Annotated in this window: 14 protein-coding genes; 4 read left to right on the forward strand and 10 right to left on the reverse strand. The window is 66.6% G+C overall.

Translation table 11 applies throughout. The features are described from left to right. Positions 1-60: 60 nt before the first annotated feature. The 8 genes from L2A60_RS02285 to L2A60_RS02320 all read right to left on the reverse strand — a co-directional run bounded on the left by L2A60_RS02285 (position 61) and on the right by L2A60_RS02320 (position 8670). Positions 61-1023: an L-threonylcarbamoyladenylate synthase gene (locus tag L2A60_RS02285; RefSeq protein ID WP_235702747.1), complete on the reverse strand. Its 963-nt coding sequence runs from the start codon at positions 1021-1023 to the stop codon at positions 61-63. Positions 1024-1025: 2 nt separating this feature from the next. Beyond that, on the reverse strand, positions 1026-1472 hold the full coding sequence (gene rbfA / locus L2A60_RS02290) for a 30S ribosome-binding factor RbfA (protein ID WP_235702748.1): 447 nt from the start codon (positions 1470-1472) through the stop codon (positions 1026-1028). Then, complete coding sequence (infB, locus tag L2A60_RS02295; protein ID WP_235702749.1) at positions 1442-4099, reverse strand: translation initiation factor IF-2; 2658 nt, start codon at positions 4097-4099, stop codon at positions 1442-1444. The genes rbfA and infB overlap by 31 nt, the downstream gene beginning before the upstream one ends. A gap of 113 nt (positions 4100-4212) precedes the next feature. Next, positions 4213-4965 (reverse strand): RNA-binding protein, encoded by a 753-nt coding sequence (locus L2A60_RS02300; protein ID WP_235702750.1) that lies wholly within the window; start codon positions 4963-4965, stop codon positions 4213-4215. Continuing rightward, a complete protein-coding gene (gene nusA, locus L2A60_RS02305; RefSeq protein ID WP_235702766.1) occupies positions 4892-6406 on the reverse strand; it encodes a transcription termination factor NusA in 1515 nt (504 codons plus the stop codon). The genes L2A60_RS02300 and nusA overlap by 74 nt, the downstream gene beginning before the upstream one ends. Positions 6407-6441: 35 nt before the next feature. Further along, entirely contained in the window at positions 6442-6966 is a 525-nt protein-coding gene (rimP, locus tag L2A60_RS02310) for a ribosome maturation factor RimP (protein ID WP_235702751.1), read from the reverse strand. A 257-nt stretch (positions 6967-7223) separates the two neighbouring features. Then, a complete protein-coding gene (locus tag L2A60_RS02315) occupies positions 7224-7847 on the reverse strand; it encodes an MlaC/ttg2D family ABC transporter substrate-binding protein (protein WP_235702752.1) in 624 nt (207 codons plus the stop codon). Between the two features lie 13 nt (positions 7848-7860). Further along, complete coding sequence (locus L2A60_RS02320) at positions 7861-8670, reverse strand: MlaA family lipoprotein (protein WP_235702753.1); 810 nt, start codon at positions 8668-8670, stop codon at positions 7861-7863. A gap of 409 nt (positions 8671-9079) precedes the next feature. On the opposite strand from L2A60_RS02320, the gene metF reads away from it, so the two are divergent. Genes metF through L2A60_RS02335 form a run of 3 tightly spaced genes read left to right on the forward strand, consistent with a single transcriptional unit; the run spans position 9080 to position 13097 of the window. Next, positions 9080-10012 (forward strand): methylenetetrahydrofolate reductase [NAD(P)H], encoded by a 933-nt coding sequence (gene metF / locus L2A60_RS02325; RefSeq protein WP_235702754.1) that lies wholly within the window; start codon positions 9080-9082, stop codon positions 10010-10012. Beyond that, positions 10009-12189, forward strand: a complete 2181-nt coding sequence (locus tag L2A60_RS02330) for an ATP-dependent helicase (RefSeq protein WP_235702755.1) — start codon at positions 10009-10011, stop codon at positions 12187-12189. Before metF ends, L2A60_RS02330 begins: the two co-directional genes overlap by 4 nt. Next, on the forward strand, positions 12189-13097 hold the full coding sequence (locus L2A60_RS02335) for a 50S ribosomal protein L11 methyltransferase (protein WP_235702756.1): 909 nt from the start codon (positions 12189-12191) through the stop codon (positions 13095-13097). Before L2A60_RS02330 ends, L2A60_RS02335 begins: the two co-directional genes overlap by 1 nt. A gap of 41 nt (positions 13098-13138) precedes the next feature. Here the strand turns inward: L2A60_RS02335 and L2A60_RS02340 are convergent, their stop codons facing one another. Further along, entirely contained in the window at positions 13139-13543 is a 405-nt protein-coding gene (locus L2A60_RS02340) for a DUF1127 domain-containing protein (RefSeq protein ID WP_235702757.1), read from the reverse strand. Between the two features lie 30 nt (positions 13544-13573). Here L2A60_RS02340 and L2A60_RS02345 point away from each other — a divergent pair, with 30 nt between their 5' ends. Next, positions 13574-15346: an aminopeptidase P family protein gene (locus L2A60_RS02345; RefSeq protein ID WP_235702758.1), complete on the forward strand. Its 1773-nt coding sequence runs from the start codon at positions 13574-13576 to the stop codon at positions 15344-15346. A 423-nt stretch (positions 15347-15769) separates the two neighbouring features. Here L2A60_RS02345 and L2A60_RS02350 read toward each other — a convergent pair. Then, positions 15770-15891: transposase (locus L2A60_RS02350; RefSeq protein ID WP_329603548.1), on the reverse strand; the 122-nt coding region annotated here is incomplete at its 5' end.

Below are 15891 nucleotides of genomic sequence, written 5' to 3' on the forward strand. Positions count from 1 at the left end.
TGACCTTAAATTCTTGATTTTTGCTCGGTGGCAACATCCCGCTTGGATTGAAAGCCGGCGTTACGCTCGCGGCGCCGCCGCGCGCGCCAGGCGGTCGTTAATGGCGAGGCCGAGCCCGTGATGGGGGATCGGAGCGACGGCGATGCGGGTCAGGCCGCGCGCGGTTCCCTCGGCGTCGAGTTGATGCAGCGCGCCGAACAGATTGGCGGCGGCCTCGGTCAGATCGCCCGATGACGAAAGATTAACCATGAGGCTTGCTTCGGGCTGAGCCGCGCCGAAACCGAGCCAGGCTTCATCCGGTTCCGGCGCGGCGGCATCGAGCCGCAGCGGAAGGCGCGACGCGTAGTGCGATGCCATCATGCCGGGAGCGGTGATCGCGGCATCGGCTTCCCGTCGCTTCACCGGCCCGATCGCCGCCTCCAGCGCCTCGACCGGCGTGCCGCCCGGCCTGAGCAGAACCGCAACCTCGCCGGTCAGATCGAGAATCGTCGATTCGAGCCCGACCGAAGCCGGTCCCGAATCCAGCACGGCGGCGATCCGGCCATCCAGCCCGGCAAGCACATGAACCGCACGGGTCGGGCTGATCCGGCCCGAACGGTTGGCCGAGGGTGCCGCGACTGGCCGTCCCACGGCGGTGAGCAACGCGCGCGCGCGCGCATGTCCCGGCACCCGCACCGCGAGGCTCGGTAATCCGGCGGAGGCGAGGCTGGAAATCCGCGAGGACTCCCGGCGCGGCAGAACCAGGGTCAGCGGGCCGGGCCAGAATGTTTCGGCGAGGCTGCGCGCCCGCTCATCCGCCACCGTATCGGCGAAGGCCACTTCGGCATCGGGGTAATGGCAGATCAGCGGGTTGAAACGCGGCCTGCCCTTGGCGACAAAAATCGCCGCGACCGCTTCGCCGTTGGTGGCATCGGCGCCCAGCCCATAGACGGTCTCGGTCGCGAAAGCGACCAAACTTCCCGCACGGAGCAGAGCAGCCGCCCGCGCGATGCCGGCGGCATCGTCGGGCAGCGTCTCGGTCATGCCTATTTGTCCGGCTTTTCGGACGTGCCGAGATCGCGCACGACATCCGGCGAATGCAGGATCTCGTTGATCCGGGTCGCGACATCCAGCGCGTGATCCGGCTGGAAATGCAGGTCGGGAACGAATTTCGTCCGCATTCCCTGGCCCACCGCGCCGCGCAGGAACGGCGAAACCCGCTTCAGCGCCGGTAGCAGACGATCGACATCGGCATGGCCGAGGTGGGAGACGAACACGGTGGCGTGCTTGAGGTCCGGGCTCATCCGCACCTCGGCCACGGTGAGGCGCACGCCGGCAAGGTCGGGGTCGCGGAATTCGGTGCGCGCGAACAGCTCCGCCAGCCGGTGGCGGATATCCTCCGCCACCCGGCGCTGGCGCTGCGACGGGCCCTGATCCGCCTTGCCGCCTAAAGCGGCACGGCTTACGCCGGAACGACTTCGGTCTCGTAGCATTCCACCACGTCGCCTTCGCGAATGTCACCGAATCCGGCAAAGGACAGGCCGCATTCATAACCGCGCGCCACTTCGCGCACATCGTCCTTGAAGCGCTTGAGCTGCGCCAGTTCGCCCTGATGCACCACCACCCCGTCGCGCAGCAGGCGCACGCCCGCGCCGCGCCTGACCAGCCCTTCGGTGACGTAACAGCCAGCCACCTTGCCGGTCTTGGTGATGTTGAACACCTGGCGGATTTCCGCGTAGCCGAGGAACTTCTCGCGATGCACCGGAGCGAGCTTGCCCTTCACCAGCGTCTCGATATCGTCGGCGACCTGATAGATGATGCTGTAGTAGCGGATATCGACGGCTTCGCGGGTCGCGAGCTGACGGGCCTGGGCGTTGGCGCGCACGTTGAACGCGATCACCACCGCGCTGGACGCGCGGGCGAGCTGGATGTCGCTTTCGGTAATCTGGCCGACGCCGGCGAGCAGCACGCGGACGCGCACTTCATCGTTGCCGAGTTTCTGCACTGTCGCCTGGATCGCCTCGGCGCTGCCCTGCACATCGGCCTTGATGAGCACGGCGACCTCTTTCTGCTCCCCTGCTTGAATCCGCGCCAGCATCTGGTCGAGCGTGCCGCGCGCCGCGGCACCCGCGGCGGCGCTGCTGTCGCGCTGTCTGCGCTGACGGAACTCGGCGATCTCGCGCGCCCTGCCTTCGTCCTCGACGACGACGAAGGCTTCGCCGGCGGACGGCACGCCGGACAGGCCGAGGATTTCCACCGGAACCGACGGACCGGCGGCGATAACCGGCTTGCCCTGATCGTCGAGCATCGCGCGCACGCGGCCCTGCTCGGTGCCGGCGACCACCATGTCGCCCTGGCGCAGCGTGCCGTTTTGTACCAGAACGGTGGCGACCGGGCCGCGTCCGCGATCGAGCCGCGCTTCGATGACCGCACCTTCGGCGCTTCGATTCGTGTTTGCCTTCAGGTCGAGAAGCTCGGCCTGGAGCAAAATCGCTTCCTGCAACCGATCCAGTCCCTCGCGCTTGAGCGCCGAGACTTCGACATCCTGGGTCTCGCCGCCCATTTCCTCGACGGCGATGTCGTATTGCAGCAGCTCGGTGCGCACCCTTGTGGGATTGGCGTCCGGCCTGTCGATTTTGTTGATCGCCACGATGATCGGCGCGTTCGCCGCCTTGGCGTGGCGGATCGCCTCGATCGTCTGCGGCATCACTCCGTCATCGGCGGCGACGACCAGCACGACGATGTCGGTCACCGAGGCGCCGCGGGCACGCATCGCGGTGAACGCCTCATGGCCCGGCGTGTCGATGAAGGTCATTTTCGCACCGGATTCGAGCGTGACCTGATAGGCGCCGATGTGCTGGGTAATCCCGCCGGCTTCGCCACCCGCGACGTTGGTTGCGCGCAGCGCATCCAGCAAACTGGTCTTGCCGTGGTCGACATGGCCCATGATGGTCACCACCGGCGGGCGCGGCGTCAGGTCCTCGGGCCGGTCCTGCACGCCTTCGAGACCGATCTCGATATCGGCTTCGGACACTCGCTTGGATTTATGGCCGAATTCGCCGACCACGAGTTCCGCCGTATCGGCGTCGATCGTCTGGGTCGCGGTGGCCATCACGCCGAGCTTCATCAGCGATTTCACCACCTCGGGCACCCGCGCGGCCATGCGGTTCGCGAGTTCCTGAACCGTGATCGTCTCGGGCAGGATCACCTCGCGCACCACGCGCACCTGATCGGAGCGCAGCATTTCCAGCTCGGCCTGGCGGCGCTCGCGATCGCGCTGACGGCGCACCGAGGCGAGCGAGCGGACACGCTCATCCTCGCCCGAGAGCGCGGCCTGAACGTCGATGCGCGCACCGCCGCGACGGCGATCATCCACCGTCTTTTTCGGCGCGGGCGCCGCAGGCTTGCGGGCCGGGACCGCACCGCCGCCGGGGCGGCGGGCGACACGCGGGGCTTCCTCGTCATCCTCACGTCCCCCCGCACGACCGGTCTTGAGCCGCAGGGTTTCCAGAGCAGGGCCAGGCGCTGCCGGGGCAGAAGGACGGCGCGGCGGGACAGATCCCGGCGCTTCGGTCCGGCGTGGCGCCGAGGACGATGCCGGCGGCGCCGATTCCGGCGCGGGCTCGACCGTGATCGCGGCCTGCTCGCGCGCCGCTTCCTCTTCACGTTTACGGGATTCTTCCTCGATGCGCCGGCGGGCTTCCTCTTCGGCGGCGCGAGTTTCCTCCTCCGCACGACGACGGGCCTCTTCGGCGGCGGAAAGGATCGAAATCTTTTCCTGCTCGCGACGCTCCGCCTCGCGTTTCGCCGCCTCGCGCTGCTGTTCGGCAACGGCACGCTGACGCGCGGCCTGTTCGGTCGCGGTGAGGCTGCGCGGCGGCGTTGCGGCCTGACCGGCGCCGCGCGAGGATGCCGCCGCCGGACGGGCGGCGGTTTCGGGAGCGGCCGCCGGAGCGCCACCGCGCTTTTTGCGGACCTCGACCTGAACGACTTTCGATCGCCCATGGCTGAAGCTCTGCCGCACCGAACCGGCATCGACGGTGCGCCCCAGTTCGCCGCGGCTCGCCGGCCGCAGCGAGAGCCGCCCTTTGGTTTCGCCCTGATCGTTGTCGTCGCTCATATAATCCGGTCCGTATCCAAGTCCGTTTCTTAGTCGCAGTCCTAGCCGTAGCCATTATCGCCGCAGCGATACCCGTGCCGCCGAAGCCGATCGCGCCGCCATCCGCGGTGCGCTCAGCCCGAGCCGGCCTCTCTCTGCCCGCTCCGGGCCGCACTGGCAACGGGTGCGCCGGTACCGCCGGCCCCGCCGGCGATTCCTGCGCATCGCTCGGCTTCGGTCGCGATCATGCCGGCGAGCTTTCCCGCCCCGATCGCCACATGCATCATCCTCTCGCGGCCGAAGGCGGCACCGAGCCGAGCCGCCGTCAGCGGGTGCACGACCGGCACCGCATGGTGCTGACGCAAACGAGCCTGCTCGGACACGCTGCCATCCGCCGCCTCAACCAGCAACGCACATCGGCCGGAGCCAAGCCATTCCTTGACCTTTTCGAAACCGCCGGTCGCGGCGCCAGCGCGCCGCGCAAGCCCCAGCAATTCGACGATCCGGTTTTCCAGCACGCTCTGCACCCGGTCGGCGAGCCGTTCCGGCACCATCAGGCGCCTGCCGGCCACCCTGGCGAACACGCCGCGTTTCATCGCCATCTCTATCACATCGCGGCTTGCACTCAACCACATGCCGCGACCGGGCAGCGTTGCAACCACGTCGAAGACCAGGGAATCGTCCGGCCCCGCGACGAAGCGCAGCATCGTCTCGCGTGCCCGGCGCTCGCGCGTGACCAGGCAGCGCCGTTGCGGGCCGGTGTGATCGGCCGCCTCGTCATCCGGTTCGGGGGCGATATCCTGCGGCGGCGCGTCAGCCAGCGTTTTCGTCTCCTTCGAACCAATGGGCCCGCGCGGCCATGATGATCGCGTTCGCCGCATCCTCATCCAGCGCGTCCTTGCCCACGATCTCGATCAACTCGTCGCTGGCGAGATCGGCGAGATCGTCGAGCGTCTTCACTCCGGCTTCGCCAAGGGCAACCAGCATGGGCGCCGTCAGGCCGTCCACCGCGGTCAATTCGTCGGAAACGCCGAGCGCCTGGCGGCGCTCTTCCATTTCGGTCGCGCGCTTCTCGATCGCTACTTCCGCGCGGCGATGCAGTTCGGTGGCAATGCCCTCGTCGAAACCTTCGATCTCGGCGAGTTCTTCAATCGGTGTCGATGCCAAATCCTCGATTCCTTCAAATCCTTCGGTCACCAGCAGTCCGGCGATCACGTCATCCACGTCCAGCGCCTCGACGAACAGGTAGCTGCGCCGGCGGAATTCCTCCTGGCGGCGCTCGCTCTCCTCGGCTTCGGTGAGGATATCGATATCCCAGCGCGTCAGTTGCGAGGCGAGGCGCACATTCTGCCCGCGCCGGCCGATCGCCAGCGAAAGCTGCGCATCGGGCACCACCACCTCGACCTTGCCGGCCTCCTCGTCGAGCACGACCTTGGTAACCTCGGCCGGGGCGAGCGCGTTCACCACGAAAGTCGCCGGATTCGGGCTCCAGGGAATGATGTCGATCTTCTCGCCCTGCAGCTCGGCGACCACCGCCTGCACCCGCGAGCCGCGCATGCCGACGCAGGCGCCGACCGGATCGATCGAGGAATCGCGCGAGATCACCGCCATTTTCGCGCGCGATCCGGGATCGCGCGCGACCGCCTTGATCTCGATGATGCCCTCGTAAATCTCCGGCACTTCCTGCGCGAACAGTTTGGCGAGAAAGCCCGGATGGGTGCGCGAAAGGAACAGTTGCGGCCCTCGCGGCTCCTCGCGCACGTCATAGATGAAGGCGCGGACCCGGTCGCCATTGTGCAGATTCTCGCGCGGAATCGTCTCGTCGCGACGCAGCAGCGCCTCGGCGCGGCCGAGATCGACCATGAGGTTGCCGTATTCGGTGCGCTTGACCGTGCCTGTGATGATCTCGCCGATCCGGTCCTTGAACTCGTCGTACTGGCGCTTGCGCTCATACTCGCGCACCCGCTGCACGATCACCTGCTTGGCGGTCTGCGCCGCGATCCGGCCGAAATCGATCGGCGGCAGCGGATCGACCAGATGGCCGCCGAGCTCGATATCCGGCTTGAACTTCTTCGCGATATGCAGCGGGATCTGAGTTTCCTCGTTCTCCACCGTCTCGACCGCCTCGGTCCAGCGCGACAGGCGGACATCGCCGGTCTTGCGGTCGATGGTGGCGCGGATGTCCTTCTCGTGGCCGTATTTCGCGCGGCCGGCCTTCTGGATGGCCTGCTCCATCGCCTCGAGCACCTCCTCGCGGTCGATCTGCTTCTCGCGGGCTACGGCGTCGGCAACCAGCAGCAACTCGGGGCGGGCAATCGCGGTATCCATGGTCATCTCGCTCTTTTTCGTCGGTTGGCGAAGCATCAATTGGCAGGGGGCGGCGTTTCCGCCGCCTTGATCAGATCCTCGGTCAGCACCAGCTTGGCGCGCCTGATATCGGCGTGCGGCAATTCGACGGTCTCGCCGGTATCAAGCTTCACCCGTGCGACCCTCTCGTCCGCGCCCAGCACGATTCCGGTGATCCGCTTTCGGCCCAGGGCGATCGGCGCGTCAAGCTCGATCTTCGCGAGATGCCCGGCAAAGCGGTTCCAGTCCTTTACCCGGGTCAGCGGCCGGTCGATCCCGGCGGAGCTGACTTCCAGGGTCCAGGCGCCGGCGATCGGGTCGTCCACGTCGAGCACGGCGGAGACGAGGTGGCTGATCCGCTCGCAATCGTCGAGGGTGAACGGCGCGTCGTCGGCACGGTCGGCCATGATCTGCACGGTCGGGCGCTGCTTGCCGATCACCGCGATGCGGACGAGTTCATAGCCGATCGATTCGAGCCCAGGGGCGATCAGATCGGCGATGCGGCCTTCGAGGCCGGTATGAAGCGGTCTTGTATCGTTCACGGATCGGGTCTCGGACAGACGAACAGGCTGGACAAACAAAAAAGGCGGCCCGTTGAGGCCACCTCCGTAAAGGTTGGAGAATGTGATTTTTCGAGGATATAGACCCGGCGCCGCCCCGGATCAAGAGCGATGCCGAAATCGAACCGGCGTTCAATCAAATTCGATCTGGAAATTCGCTCCGGCGAGCGAGATGGCGGTGTTGTGCGAGCACCGGAGCACAGCAGAACGCCACCAGATCGCCGCCGGAGTAGAATTTCCTATCCGGCCTGCATCTTGTGAAGCTGCTGCTTCATCGCCTCGAGCAGGGCGGTGACCTGGCCGCCGTGATCGTTGATCACGCTGGCATAGTCGGAGCGTTCGGTGACGCGCAGCGAGGTGCCCTCGACCACCACGTCGACGATCTTGGGCGCACCGCCCACCTCGTCGACCACCCATTGCACATGAGCGGGCGACTGCCCCTGCCGTGTGACCACGGTGCTCACCATCTCGCCTTGCGGGCCGGTCTGCGTCCGCCCGACCGTGAAGGTCACGCCCTTATAGGCGCGGATCTGGGTGGTGATGTTGTAGGCCAGCAATTGATGGTACAAATTCATGTATTCGCTGCGCTGGCTCGGCGTCGCGACGCGCCAGTAGCGTCCGAGCACGAATTTGCCGATCTGATCGACCGCGACGATGTTGTTCACCAGATTGCGCAGATCGGCCGCTTTCTGGCCGGTCGATCCGGGTCCGTTGATGATCGAGACGAGCTTGTCGCCCGATTGCTTGATGAAATGCTGGGCGGAGGGCGCGCTGGGCGCCGCGGCCCGTGCGGCCGGAGTGACCGCCAGGGCGGGCAGCAGGGCGAAGGCGCCGAGCAGAACGCGGCGGAAATAGGCAGCCATAGAGTAATCCTTTCTACTGTTGACCGTATTCCTGATGCTTCATCCGTGCCCGCACCGAGGCCGGATACCAGGCCGGCGGGGTCACGACATCGCGCCGGTTGATTGTCTTGAGTTGTGCGGCACGATGTTGGCGATAAAGGCTCCGAAATGTGGCATAAGGATCGAGCGCGGTCGCCTTGACGTTCGAAATCGTGCCGTGCAGCTGAGCGCGGGTATTCACGACGTTGAGGCCGGCGCTGGAATAGTTGAAGATGCTCAGCCCGGTCGAGGGCGGCGGGGGGAAGGTCGGCGTCATCACGAAATCCGCCGGAATATTGGTCGCGTCGCGCACGCCGGACGGCCCGAACAGCGGCAGATAGAGATACGGACCCGCCGGCACGCCGTAGCCCGCCAGGGTCAGGCCGAGATCGGTATAGACGTGACGATAGCCGAGCGTGGCGGCGGGGTCGAAAATCCCGCCGATGCCCACGGTGGAATTGACCAGGAAGCGAACCAGCGTAGTGCCGGCGTCGCGCGGCTTGCCGGACGCCATGAAGTAGAGAAGCTGGGCCGGCGCCTGCATGTTGCTCATGAAATCCGAGACATGCCGGCGGACCCCCGGCGTGGTCACGTCGATATAGCCGAGCGCCACCGGCTTCAGCACATAGGTGTCGAGCGTATTGTTGAAGCGGTAGAAAACCTTGTTCATCGGCTTCAACGGGTCGTTCTGCTGCTGGTATGCCTGGTACGCCGCCTGATTGCTCCTCGGCGGCGGCGTCGCACACCCGGCGAGCAGGCCGGCCGCCGCAAGAACCGGGAGTATCGATCTGATCGCGATGCCCATGGGCCTCCTTCATCGGCACCGGGAACGGAGCCGCCTTCGATTTTGCGCGGCTCCCCGCGTTCGTTCCGCGCAGCTTCCGCCGCGCCTGACCCGATGATAGGCCAGTTACCGAGACGCTATGTAGCGCAAGGGCGGGCACGATCAACTGGATGGCCCGCGCGATCAGGCATGAGCCTCCCATCCTGGCATCGGCCTTGCAACGCCCGGCTGTTGCTGCCACGACATCCTGGTGTGGCGATTCTGAAATTCCTATCCGCTCGCGGCGGCGATTTTAGGAATTTCGGAATCACGGGCCACACTGGAAGATTTTGATTTTCCTGGTGTTCTATCGTTTCGGAAATTCGTGGAACGCTATCGGGCAATGCAAACGAATTTCCGAAACGGAACGCTAGGAGGAGGGTTCGCCCCGATGAGTCACGATCCGCCCCGCGCCGCCCTGGAACGCTGGCTGTCCGGCCCGCGCATCGCGCCCCTGCCGGCGCGGGGCCCGCGCGCGCCGGCGCCGGCGGTTTCCTTCGAGTTCTTTCCGCCGAAAACCGAGGCGCTGGAAACCCAGCTCTGGTCCTGCATCCGCCGGCTGGAACCGCTCGGTCCGCGCTTCGTCTCGGTCACCTATGGCGCCGGCGGATCGACCCAGGAGCGCACCCACGCGACCGTTCTGCGCCTGGTGCGGGAAACCGCGCTGATCCCGGCAGCCCACCTCACCTGCGTCGGAGCGTCGCGCGACGAGGTCGATGCGGTCGCCCGCCGCTATTGGGAGGCCGGGGTGCGCCACATCGTCGCCCTGCGCGGCGATCCGCCCGGCGGCGGCGACTACGAACCGCATCCCGAAGGCTATGCCTATGCCGCCAATCTGGTCGCCGGGCTCAAGCGCGTCGGCGATTTCGACATTTCGGTCGCCGCCTATCCCGAAACCCATCCGCAAGCCGCGAACCCCGAGGCCGATCTCGACAATCTGAAGCGCAAGCTCGATGCCGGGGCCAACCGGGCGATCACCCAGGTGTTTTTCGAAACCGGGCATTACCTCGACTTTCTCGATCGCGCCCTGGCCGCCGGCGTCACCGCGCCGATCATTCCGGGGATCATGCCGGTCTCCAATTTCGCCCAGGCCAAGCGGATGAGCGAAATGGGCGGCACGTCGGTGCCGGCCTGGATGGGCGAGATGTTCGCCGGGCTGGACGACGATGCCGAGACCCGCCGGATGGTCGCGGCCAGCATCGCCGCCGAGCAGGTCCGCACGCTGCAGGCCAACGGCATCGACGAATTCCATTTCTACACGCTGAACCGCGCCGATCTGACCTATGCGATCGCCCGGATTCTCGGGGTGAAACCGGCTTCGTGAGCGCGTATCTCGACCGCCTGAACGCTGCCCAGCGCGAAGCCGTCGAAGCGACCGACGGCCCGGTTCTGGTGCTGGCCGGCGCGGGCACCGGCAAGACCCGCGTGCTGACCACCCGCTTCGCCCATATCCTGCTCACGCGCCGCGCCTTTCCCAGCCAGATCCTCGCGGTCACCTTCACCAACAAGGCGGCGCGCGAGATGCGCGAGCGGGTCGCATCCCTGCTCGGCCAGCCCGCCGAGGGGCTTTGGCTCGGCACGTTCCATGCGCTCGCCGCGCGAATGCTGCGCCGCCATGCCGAACGGGTCGATCGGACGTCCAATTTCTCCATCCTCGACCCCGACGACCAGTTGCGCCTGCTGAAACAGGTGATGGAAGCGCGCCGGATGGACACCAGGCGCTTCACCCCGCAAGGGCTGATGAGCACCATCCAGCGCTGGAAGGATCGCGCGCTGCTGCCCGATTCGGTGCCCGGCGATCAGGATATCGACTGGGGCGCGGAATCGGCGCGCGATCTCTATGCCGCCTATCAGGACCGCCTCCGCGCCCTGAATGCGATGGATTTCGGCGATCTCCTGCTGCTCGCGACCGACCTGCTGAAGCGCGATCCCGAGGTGCTGGCGGATTATCATCGCCGGTTCCGCTATATCCTGGTCGACGAGTATCAGGATACCAATCTCGTCCAGTATTACTGGCTGCGCCTGCTCGCCCAGGCGCACAAGAATATCTGCTGCGTGGGCGACGACGACCAGAGCATCTATTCCTGGCGCGGCGCCGAGATCGAGAACATCCTCCGCTTCGAGACGGATTTTCCCGGCGCGAAAATCGTACGGCTGGAGGCGAATTACCGTTCGACCGCGCCGATTCTCGCCGCCGCATCGGGCCTGATCGCCCATAACGAGGGGCGGCTGGGCAAAACCCTGCATCCCGGCCGCAACGATGCCGAGGGTGAGCGGGTCGAGGTGCTCGGCTTCTGGGATTCGGACGAGGAGTCCCGATTCGTCGCCGGCCGGATCGAGGCGCTGCGCCGCGACGCGCATAAACTGGCCGAATGCGCGGTGCTGGTGCGCGCCGGATTCCAGACCCGCGCCTTCGAGGAGCGGTTCATCGCGATCGGGATGCCGTATCGCATCGTCGGGGGGTTGCGATTCTACGAACGCGCCGAAATCCGCGACGCCATCGCCTATCTGCGCGTGCTCGCGCAACCGGCCGACGACCTCGCCTTCGAGCGGATCGTCAACGTGCCGAAACGCGGCCTGGGCGACACCGCTTTGCGGACGATCCACGAACGCAGCCGCGCGGACGGCGTGCCGCTCGCCGAGGCCGCCGCGCGCATCGCCGCCGCGGGCACGTTGCGCGGCCGGGCTCGGGATGGGCTGCGCGACCTGCTCGCCGGATTCGCCGCCTGGCGCGAAACCCTCCGCCGCGACGGCCATGTCACCGCACTGGCCACGCTGCTCGACGAAAGCGGCTATGTCGCGATGTGGCAGGACCAGAAATCGCCCGACGCGGCGGGGCGGCTGGAAAACCTCAAGGAACTGGTCCGCGCTCTCGCCGATTTCGAGACGCTCGAAGGCTTTCTCGACCATGTCGCCCTGGTGATGGACAACGATAACGAGGCCGATGACGACAAGGTGTTTCTGATGACCCTGCACGCCGCCAAGGGTCTCGAATTCGACACCGTGTTCCTGCCCGGCTGGGAGGAAGGCGTGTTTCCCAATCAGCGATCGCTCGACGAAGGCGGTGCGAAATCGCTGGAGGAGGAACGCCGGCTCGCCTATGTCGGCATCACGCGGGCGCGGCAGCGGGCGATCATTTCGCATTGCGCGAACCGGCGCATCTACGCCAACTGGCAATCCAGCGTGCCGTCCCGCTTCATCGAGGAATTGCCGGAAGACAGTATCTCCGTGGGCGGCTCGGCCGCGCTTGCGCGCGAGCAGCGTCTTGCGGCGCCGCCGGTTTTCGCCGCCGCGACCCCGCTGCTCGCCCGGCGCGGCGCCGATGAATGGAACACCCAGGCAAGGCCGCCGCGCGCCGACAAGATCGCGCCGGGAACCCGCGTGTTCCACCAGAAATTCGGCTACGGTATCGTGCTCGACACCGATGATGACCGGCTCGACATTGAATTCGACAGCGCCGGGGAAAAGCGCGTGCTCGACCGATTCGTCGAGCGCGCATAATGACTGAATACATCGAGCGCATCGCGGTCACCGTGCCGGAATCGGGCCTGGAAGCCTTCGAGGCGGCCTTATCCTCCTGCTGCGCGACCGTCGGGTTTTTTCTCGATGAGGCCACCGGCCTCTGGATGATCGAGGGGTTGCGGGAAATCGGCGAGGCGGACGACGACCTCGCCGCCGCCCTGATCCTCGCCGAAGCCGCCAGCGGAGTTACGCCGGCGATCGAACGGGTTCGGGTTGCCGCCGGCGGATGGCTTGCCCGCAACGTCCAGGATTTCCCGGAACAGCGCATCGGCGCGCGTTTCGCGATTCGCGGCACTCACATCGCAACCCGGCCGCTTGCCGGCCGGATCACCATGATCCTCGATGCCGGGCTTGCGTTCGGCACCGGCGAGCATGGTTCGACGCGCGGCTGCCTGCGCGCCCTGGAACGCGTCGCCAAGGCACGAAAACCGGCGAAAATTCTCGATCTCGGCACCGGCTCGGGGGTGCTCGGCATCGCCGGGGCGAAACTCTGGAGGCGGCACGTTCTGGCCACCGATATCGACGCTCGGGCAGTGCGCGTCGCTTCGGCCAACGCGGCGCGGAACGGCGTCGCTCCGCTGTTCCGCGCCGCCCGCGCCGATGGCTGGACCAGCCCCGCGCTCGCGCGGCACGCGCCCTATGATCTGGTGTTCGCGAATATCCTGGCCCGGCCGCTGGCGGCGATGGCGCACCAGCTTGCGGCCAGTCTCGCGCCGCGCGGCATCGCCATCCTCGCCGGCTTGCTGGAGAGCCAGGCACGCTGGGTACTATCCGCGCACCGGCGGCACGGTCTGGTGCTCAAGACGCGCATCCGCGAGGGCGCATGGACCACCCTCGTTCTCGAAAAACCGGGGCGGGGACAAACAAAAACCCGGACGGACGCATGAGCGCCCGATCCGGGTTTTGTCATGAGGCCAGCCGGAAGACTTTACACGCGGGCGGGAAACTTGCCGCGCACGACGTTGTGGATATCCGCGCGGGCGATGCCCAGATCGGCCAGTTCGCGATCGTTCAGCTCGGAAAGCTCGCGATAGGCAACGCGCCGGGCGCGGCGTTCGGCGAGCGCCGAGCGCACGCGGTCGAACAGCGCGACCGTGCGGTTGAGGCTGTCGCGCAGCGCCGCGTCGATCGCGGCATCCTGCGAGGCGATCGCGTCGGCGATCGGGGAACCCAGCGTGGTTTGACGTGTGATGGTAGCCATGATCTTCACCTTCGGTTTAGGGTCGAAACGAGGCGCCGGCATTTCGTCGTTGCCGATCGTCATCGTCGTTTCGCAGTGCAACATAGGCCTCCGGGCGCTGTTTGTGGAGCGAGAGTTTTCCGTGTCAGCCATGCAAAAAAATATAGGGAAATTGGTTAAGTCATGATTAAATCGCGCATCTCCTCCTTGCGTGGCGCGCTGCGCGCACAAGGGCTGGACGGTTTCATCCAGCCCCGCAACGACGAATTTCTCGGCGAATCCGTGCCCGATTCGGCGGCGCGCCTGGCCTGGCTGACCGGCTTCACCGGCAGCGCCGGGCTCGCCATCGTGCTGGCCGGGCGCGCCGCGGTGTTTTCCGACGGGCGCTACACGCTGCAACTCGCCGAGCAGACCGACGGCGCGGTGTGGGAACGCCTGCACATCACCGAAACCCCGCCGCAGGACTGGCTCAAGGCCGCCGCTCCCGGCGCGCGGATCGGCTACGACCCCTGGCTGATGAGCGCCAATAGCGTGACGAAATATACCGAGGCCGGGCTGGCCATGGTGCCGGTGGACAACCCGATCGACGCGTTCTGGGCCGGCCGGCCGGCACCGCCCGCGGCACCCGCGGTACCGCACAAAGTCGAATTCGCCGGTGAAACCGCATCGTCCAAGCGCGCCCGCATCGCCGAGGCGATCAGCAAGGATGGCGCGGATGCGGTGCTGCTGACCGACCCGCACGCCGCCGCCTGGCTGCTCAACCTGCGCGGCGCCGATCTGCCGCATACGCCGCTCGCCCTGGCGTTCGCCCTGCTCCGGCGCGATTCCTCGGCGGTGCTGTTCATCGACCCCGCCAAAATCCCGCCGGAAACCCAAGCCCATCTCGGCAATTCGGTCGCCATCGTCCCGCGCGCCGGGATGGCGCAGACCCTCGCGAGCTTGCGCGGCAAGCGGGTCCGGCTCGACCCCGCGACCGCGCCGATCCGCTTCACCCAGATGCTGGACGATGCCGGAGCGATCACCGTCTCGGGCGACGACCCCTGCGTTCTGCCGCGCGCGACCAAGAACGGCGTGGAGCGGGAAGGCGCCAGGGCGGCGCATCTGCGCGACGGGGCCGCGATGTGCCGCTTCCTTGCCTGGTTCGACAACGCCGCTCCGGCGGGCGGCCTCACCGAACTGTCCGCCGCCGCCGCGTTGCGCCGGTTTCGCGGCGAGGCGGCCGAATTCCGCGCCGAGAGTTTCAGCGCGATTTCGGGTGCCGGCGAACATGGCGCGATCATCCATTACAGCGCGGACGACGCGAGCAACCGGGCGATCAGCGCCAACGAGGTCTATCTGATCGACAGCGGCGGCCAGTATCTCGACGGCACGACCGATATCACCCGCACCATCTGGACCGGCCCCGGCGCGCCGCCCGATGCGGTCAGGGACCGCTTCACCCGCGTCCTGGCCGGGCATATCGCGCTGGCCCGCGCGCGGTTTCCCGAAGGCACCACCGGCCCGCTGCTCGATGCGCTGGCCCGCGCGCCGCTCTGGGAAGCCGGGCTCGATTTCGACCATGGCACCGGCCACGGCGTCGGCTCCTATCTCTCGGTCCATGAAGGGCCGGTCAGCTTCCACCGGCTCGCCAGGCCGGTGCCGCTGGCGCCGGGCATGATCCTGTCCGACGAGCCGGGCTATTACGAGGCCGGCGCCTACGGGATCAGGCTGGAAAACCTGCTCTTGGTCACCGAATCGCCGGTCGGCGCGAAGAAGCGTTTTCTGGAATTCGAGACCCTGACCCTCGCGCCGTTCGACACGCGGCTGATCCTTGCCCCGCTGCTCGATCCCGCCGCGATCGCCTGGCTGAATGCCTATCACGCGCGCGTTCTGGAAACCGTCGGACCGCTGGTCGATGCCGAAACGCGGGCCTGGCTCGCAAAGGCCTGCGCGAGAATGGAGGCCGCTTCGGTTTGATTTTTCGAAAATGCTTCCGGGGTAAGGTTGCCGAGCGTCCTGCCGTGACCGGCGCCGCATGCCTTGGGCTGCCGGGACCTATGAAGATGAGGAGTTCCGGTCTCCGTCCGCCGTCCCCGGACCATGCCGGGCCTCAGAGGGCATCTAGAGCAAGGTAGGTTCTGATTGAACCATTCCGTTCAATCAGAACCGGCCAACTTGCTCGCCAAAATATGAGTAGAGCGTGATCGACATGAACCGATCACGCTCTAGCGCGCTGGATCGCGGATGTCCGCCCGGAAACCCCCGACGGCTGACGGTGGCGCACCGGACTTCTGCACCGAAAAGACCCACCTGCGGCCTACGGGGCGGGTCTGGCGCGAAAATCAAAAATTCCGCACAAGAATGATGATCTTGCGTAGTCATCAGACCTAGGGTGTGTCGTCAATTAAGCCAGATAGCGGTGGCGGTGAGGTGGACGCCTGCGAGGAAGTTTCTGGCGGTTTTGTCGTAGCGCGTTGCAATGGCGCGGAATTGCTTGAGTTTGGCAAAGAAGTTCTCGATCA

Source organism: Acidiphilium iwatense (assembly GCF_021556475.1).
Taxonomy (GTDB): domain Bacteria; phylum Pseudomonadota; class Alphaproteobacteria; order Acetobacterales; family Acetobacteraceae; genus Acidiphilium; species Acidiphilium iwatense.

What these genes read in the sequence shown, in the direction of transcription:
- L2A60_RS02335 (WP_235702756.1), top strand. Translation starts at nt 12,189, where the DNA reads ATGACTGAATACATCGAGCGCATCGCGGTCACCGTGCCGGAATCGGGC.
- L2A60_RS02285 (WP_235702747.1), bottom strand. Translation starts at nt 1,023, where the DNA reads ATGACCGAGACGCTGCCCGACGATGCCGCCGGCATCGCGCGGGCGGCT.
- L2A60_RS02320 (WP_235702753.1), bottom strand. Translation starts at nt 8,670, where the DNA reads ATGGGCATCGCGATCAGATCGATACTCCCGGTTCTTGCGGCGGCCGGC.
- metF (WP_235702754.1), top strand. Translation starts at nt 9,080, where the DNA reads ATGAGTCACGATCCGCCCCGCGCCGCCCTGGAACGCTGGCTGTCCGGC.
- L2A60_RS02300 (WP_235702750.1), bottom strand. Translation starts at nt 4,965, where the DNA reads ATGAGGATGCGGCGAACGCGATCATCATGGCCGCGCGGGCCCATTGGT.
- L2A60_RS02340 (WP_235702757.1), bottom strand. Translation starts at nt 13,543, where the DNA reads ATGGCTGACACGGAAAACTCTCGCTCCACAAACAGCGCCCGGAGGCCT.
- rbfA (WP_235702748.1), bottom strand. Translation starts at nt 1,472, where the DNA reads ATGCTACGAGACCGAAGTCGTTCCGGCGTAAGCCGTGCCGCTTTAGGC.
- nusA (WP_235702766.1), bottom strand. Translation starts at nt 6,406, where the DNA reads ATGGATACCGCGATTGCCCGCCCCGAGTTGCTGCTGGTTGCCGACGCC.
- L2A60_RS02345 (WP_235702758.1), top strand. Translation starts at nt 13,574, where the DNA reads ATGATTAAATCGCGCATCTCCTCCTTGCGTGGCGCGCTGCGCGCACAA.
- infB (WP_235702749.1), bottom strand. Translation starts at nt 4,099, where the DNA reads ATGAGCGACGACAACGATCAGGGCGAAACCAAAGGGCGGCTCTCGCTG.
- L2A60_RS02315 (WP_235702752.1), bottom strand. Translation starts at nt 7,847, where the DNA reads ATGGCTGCCTATTTCCGCCGCGTTCTGCTCGGCGCCTTCGCCCTGCTG.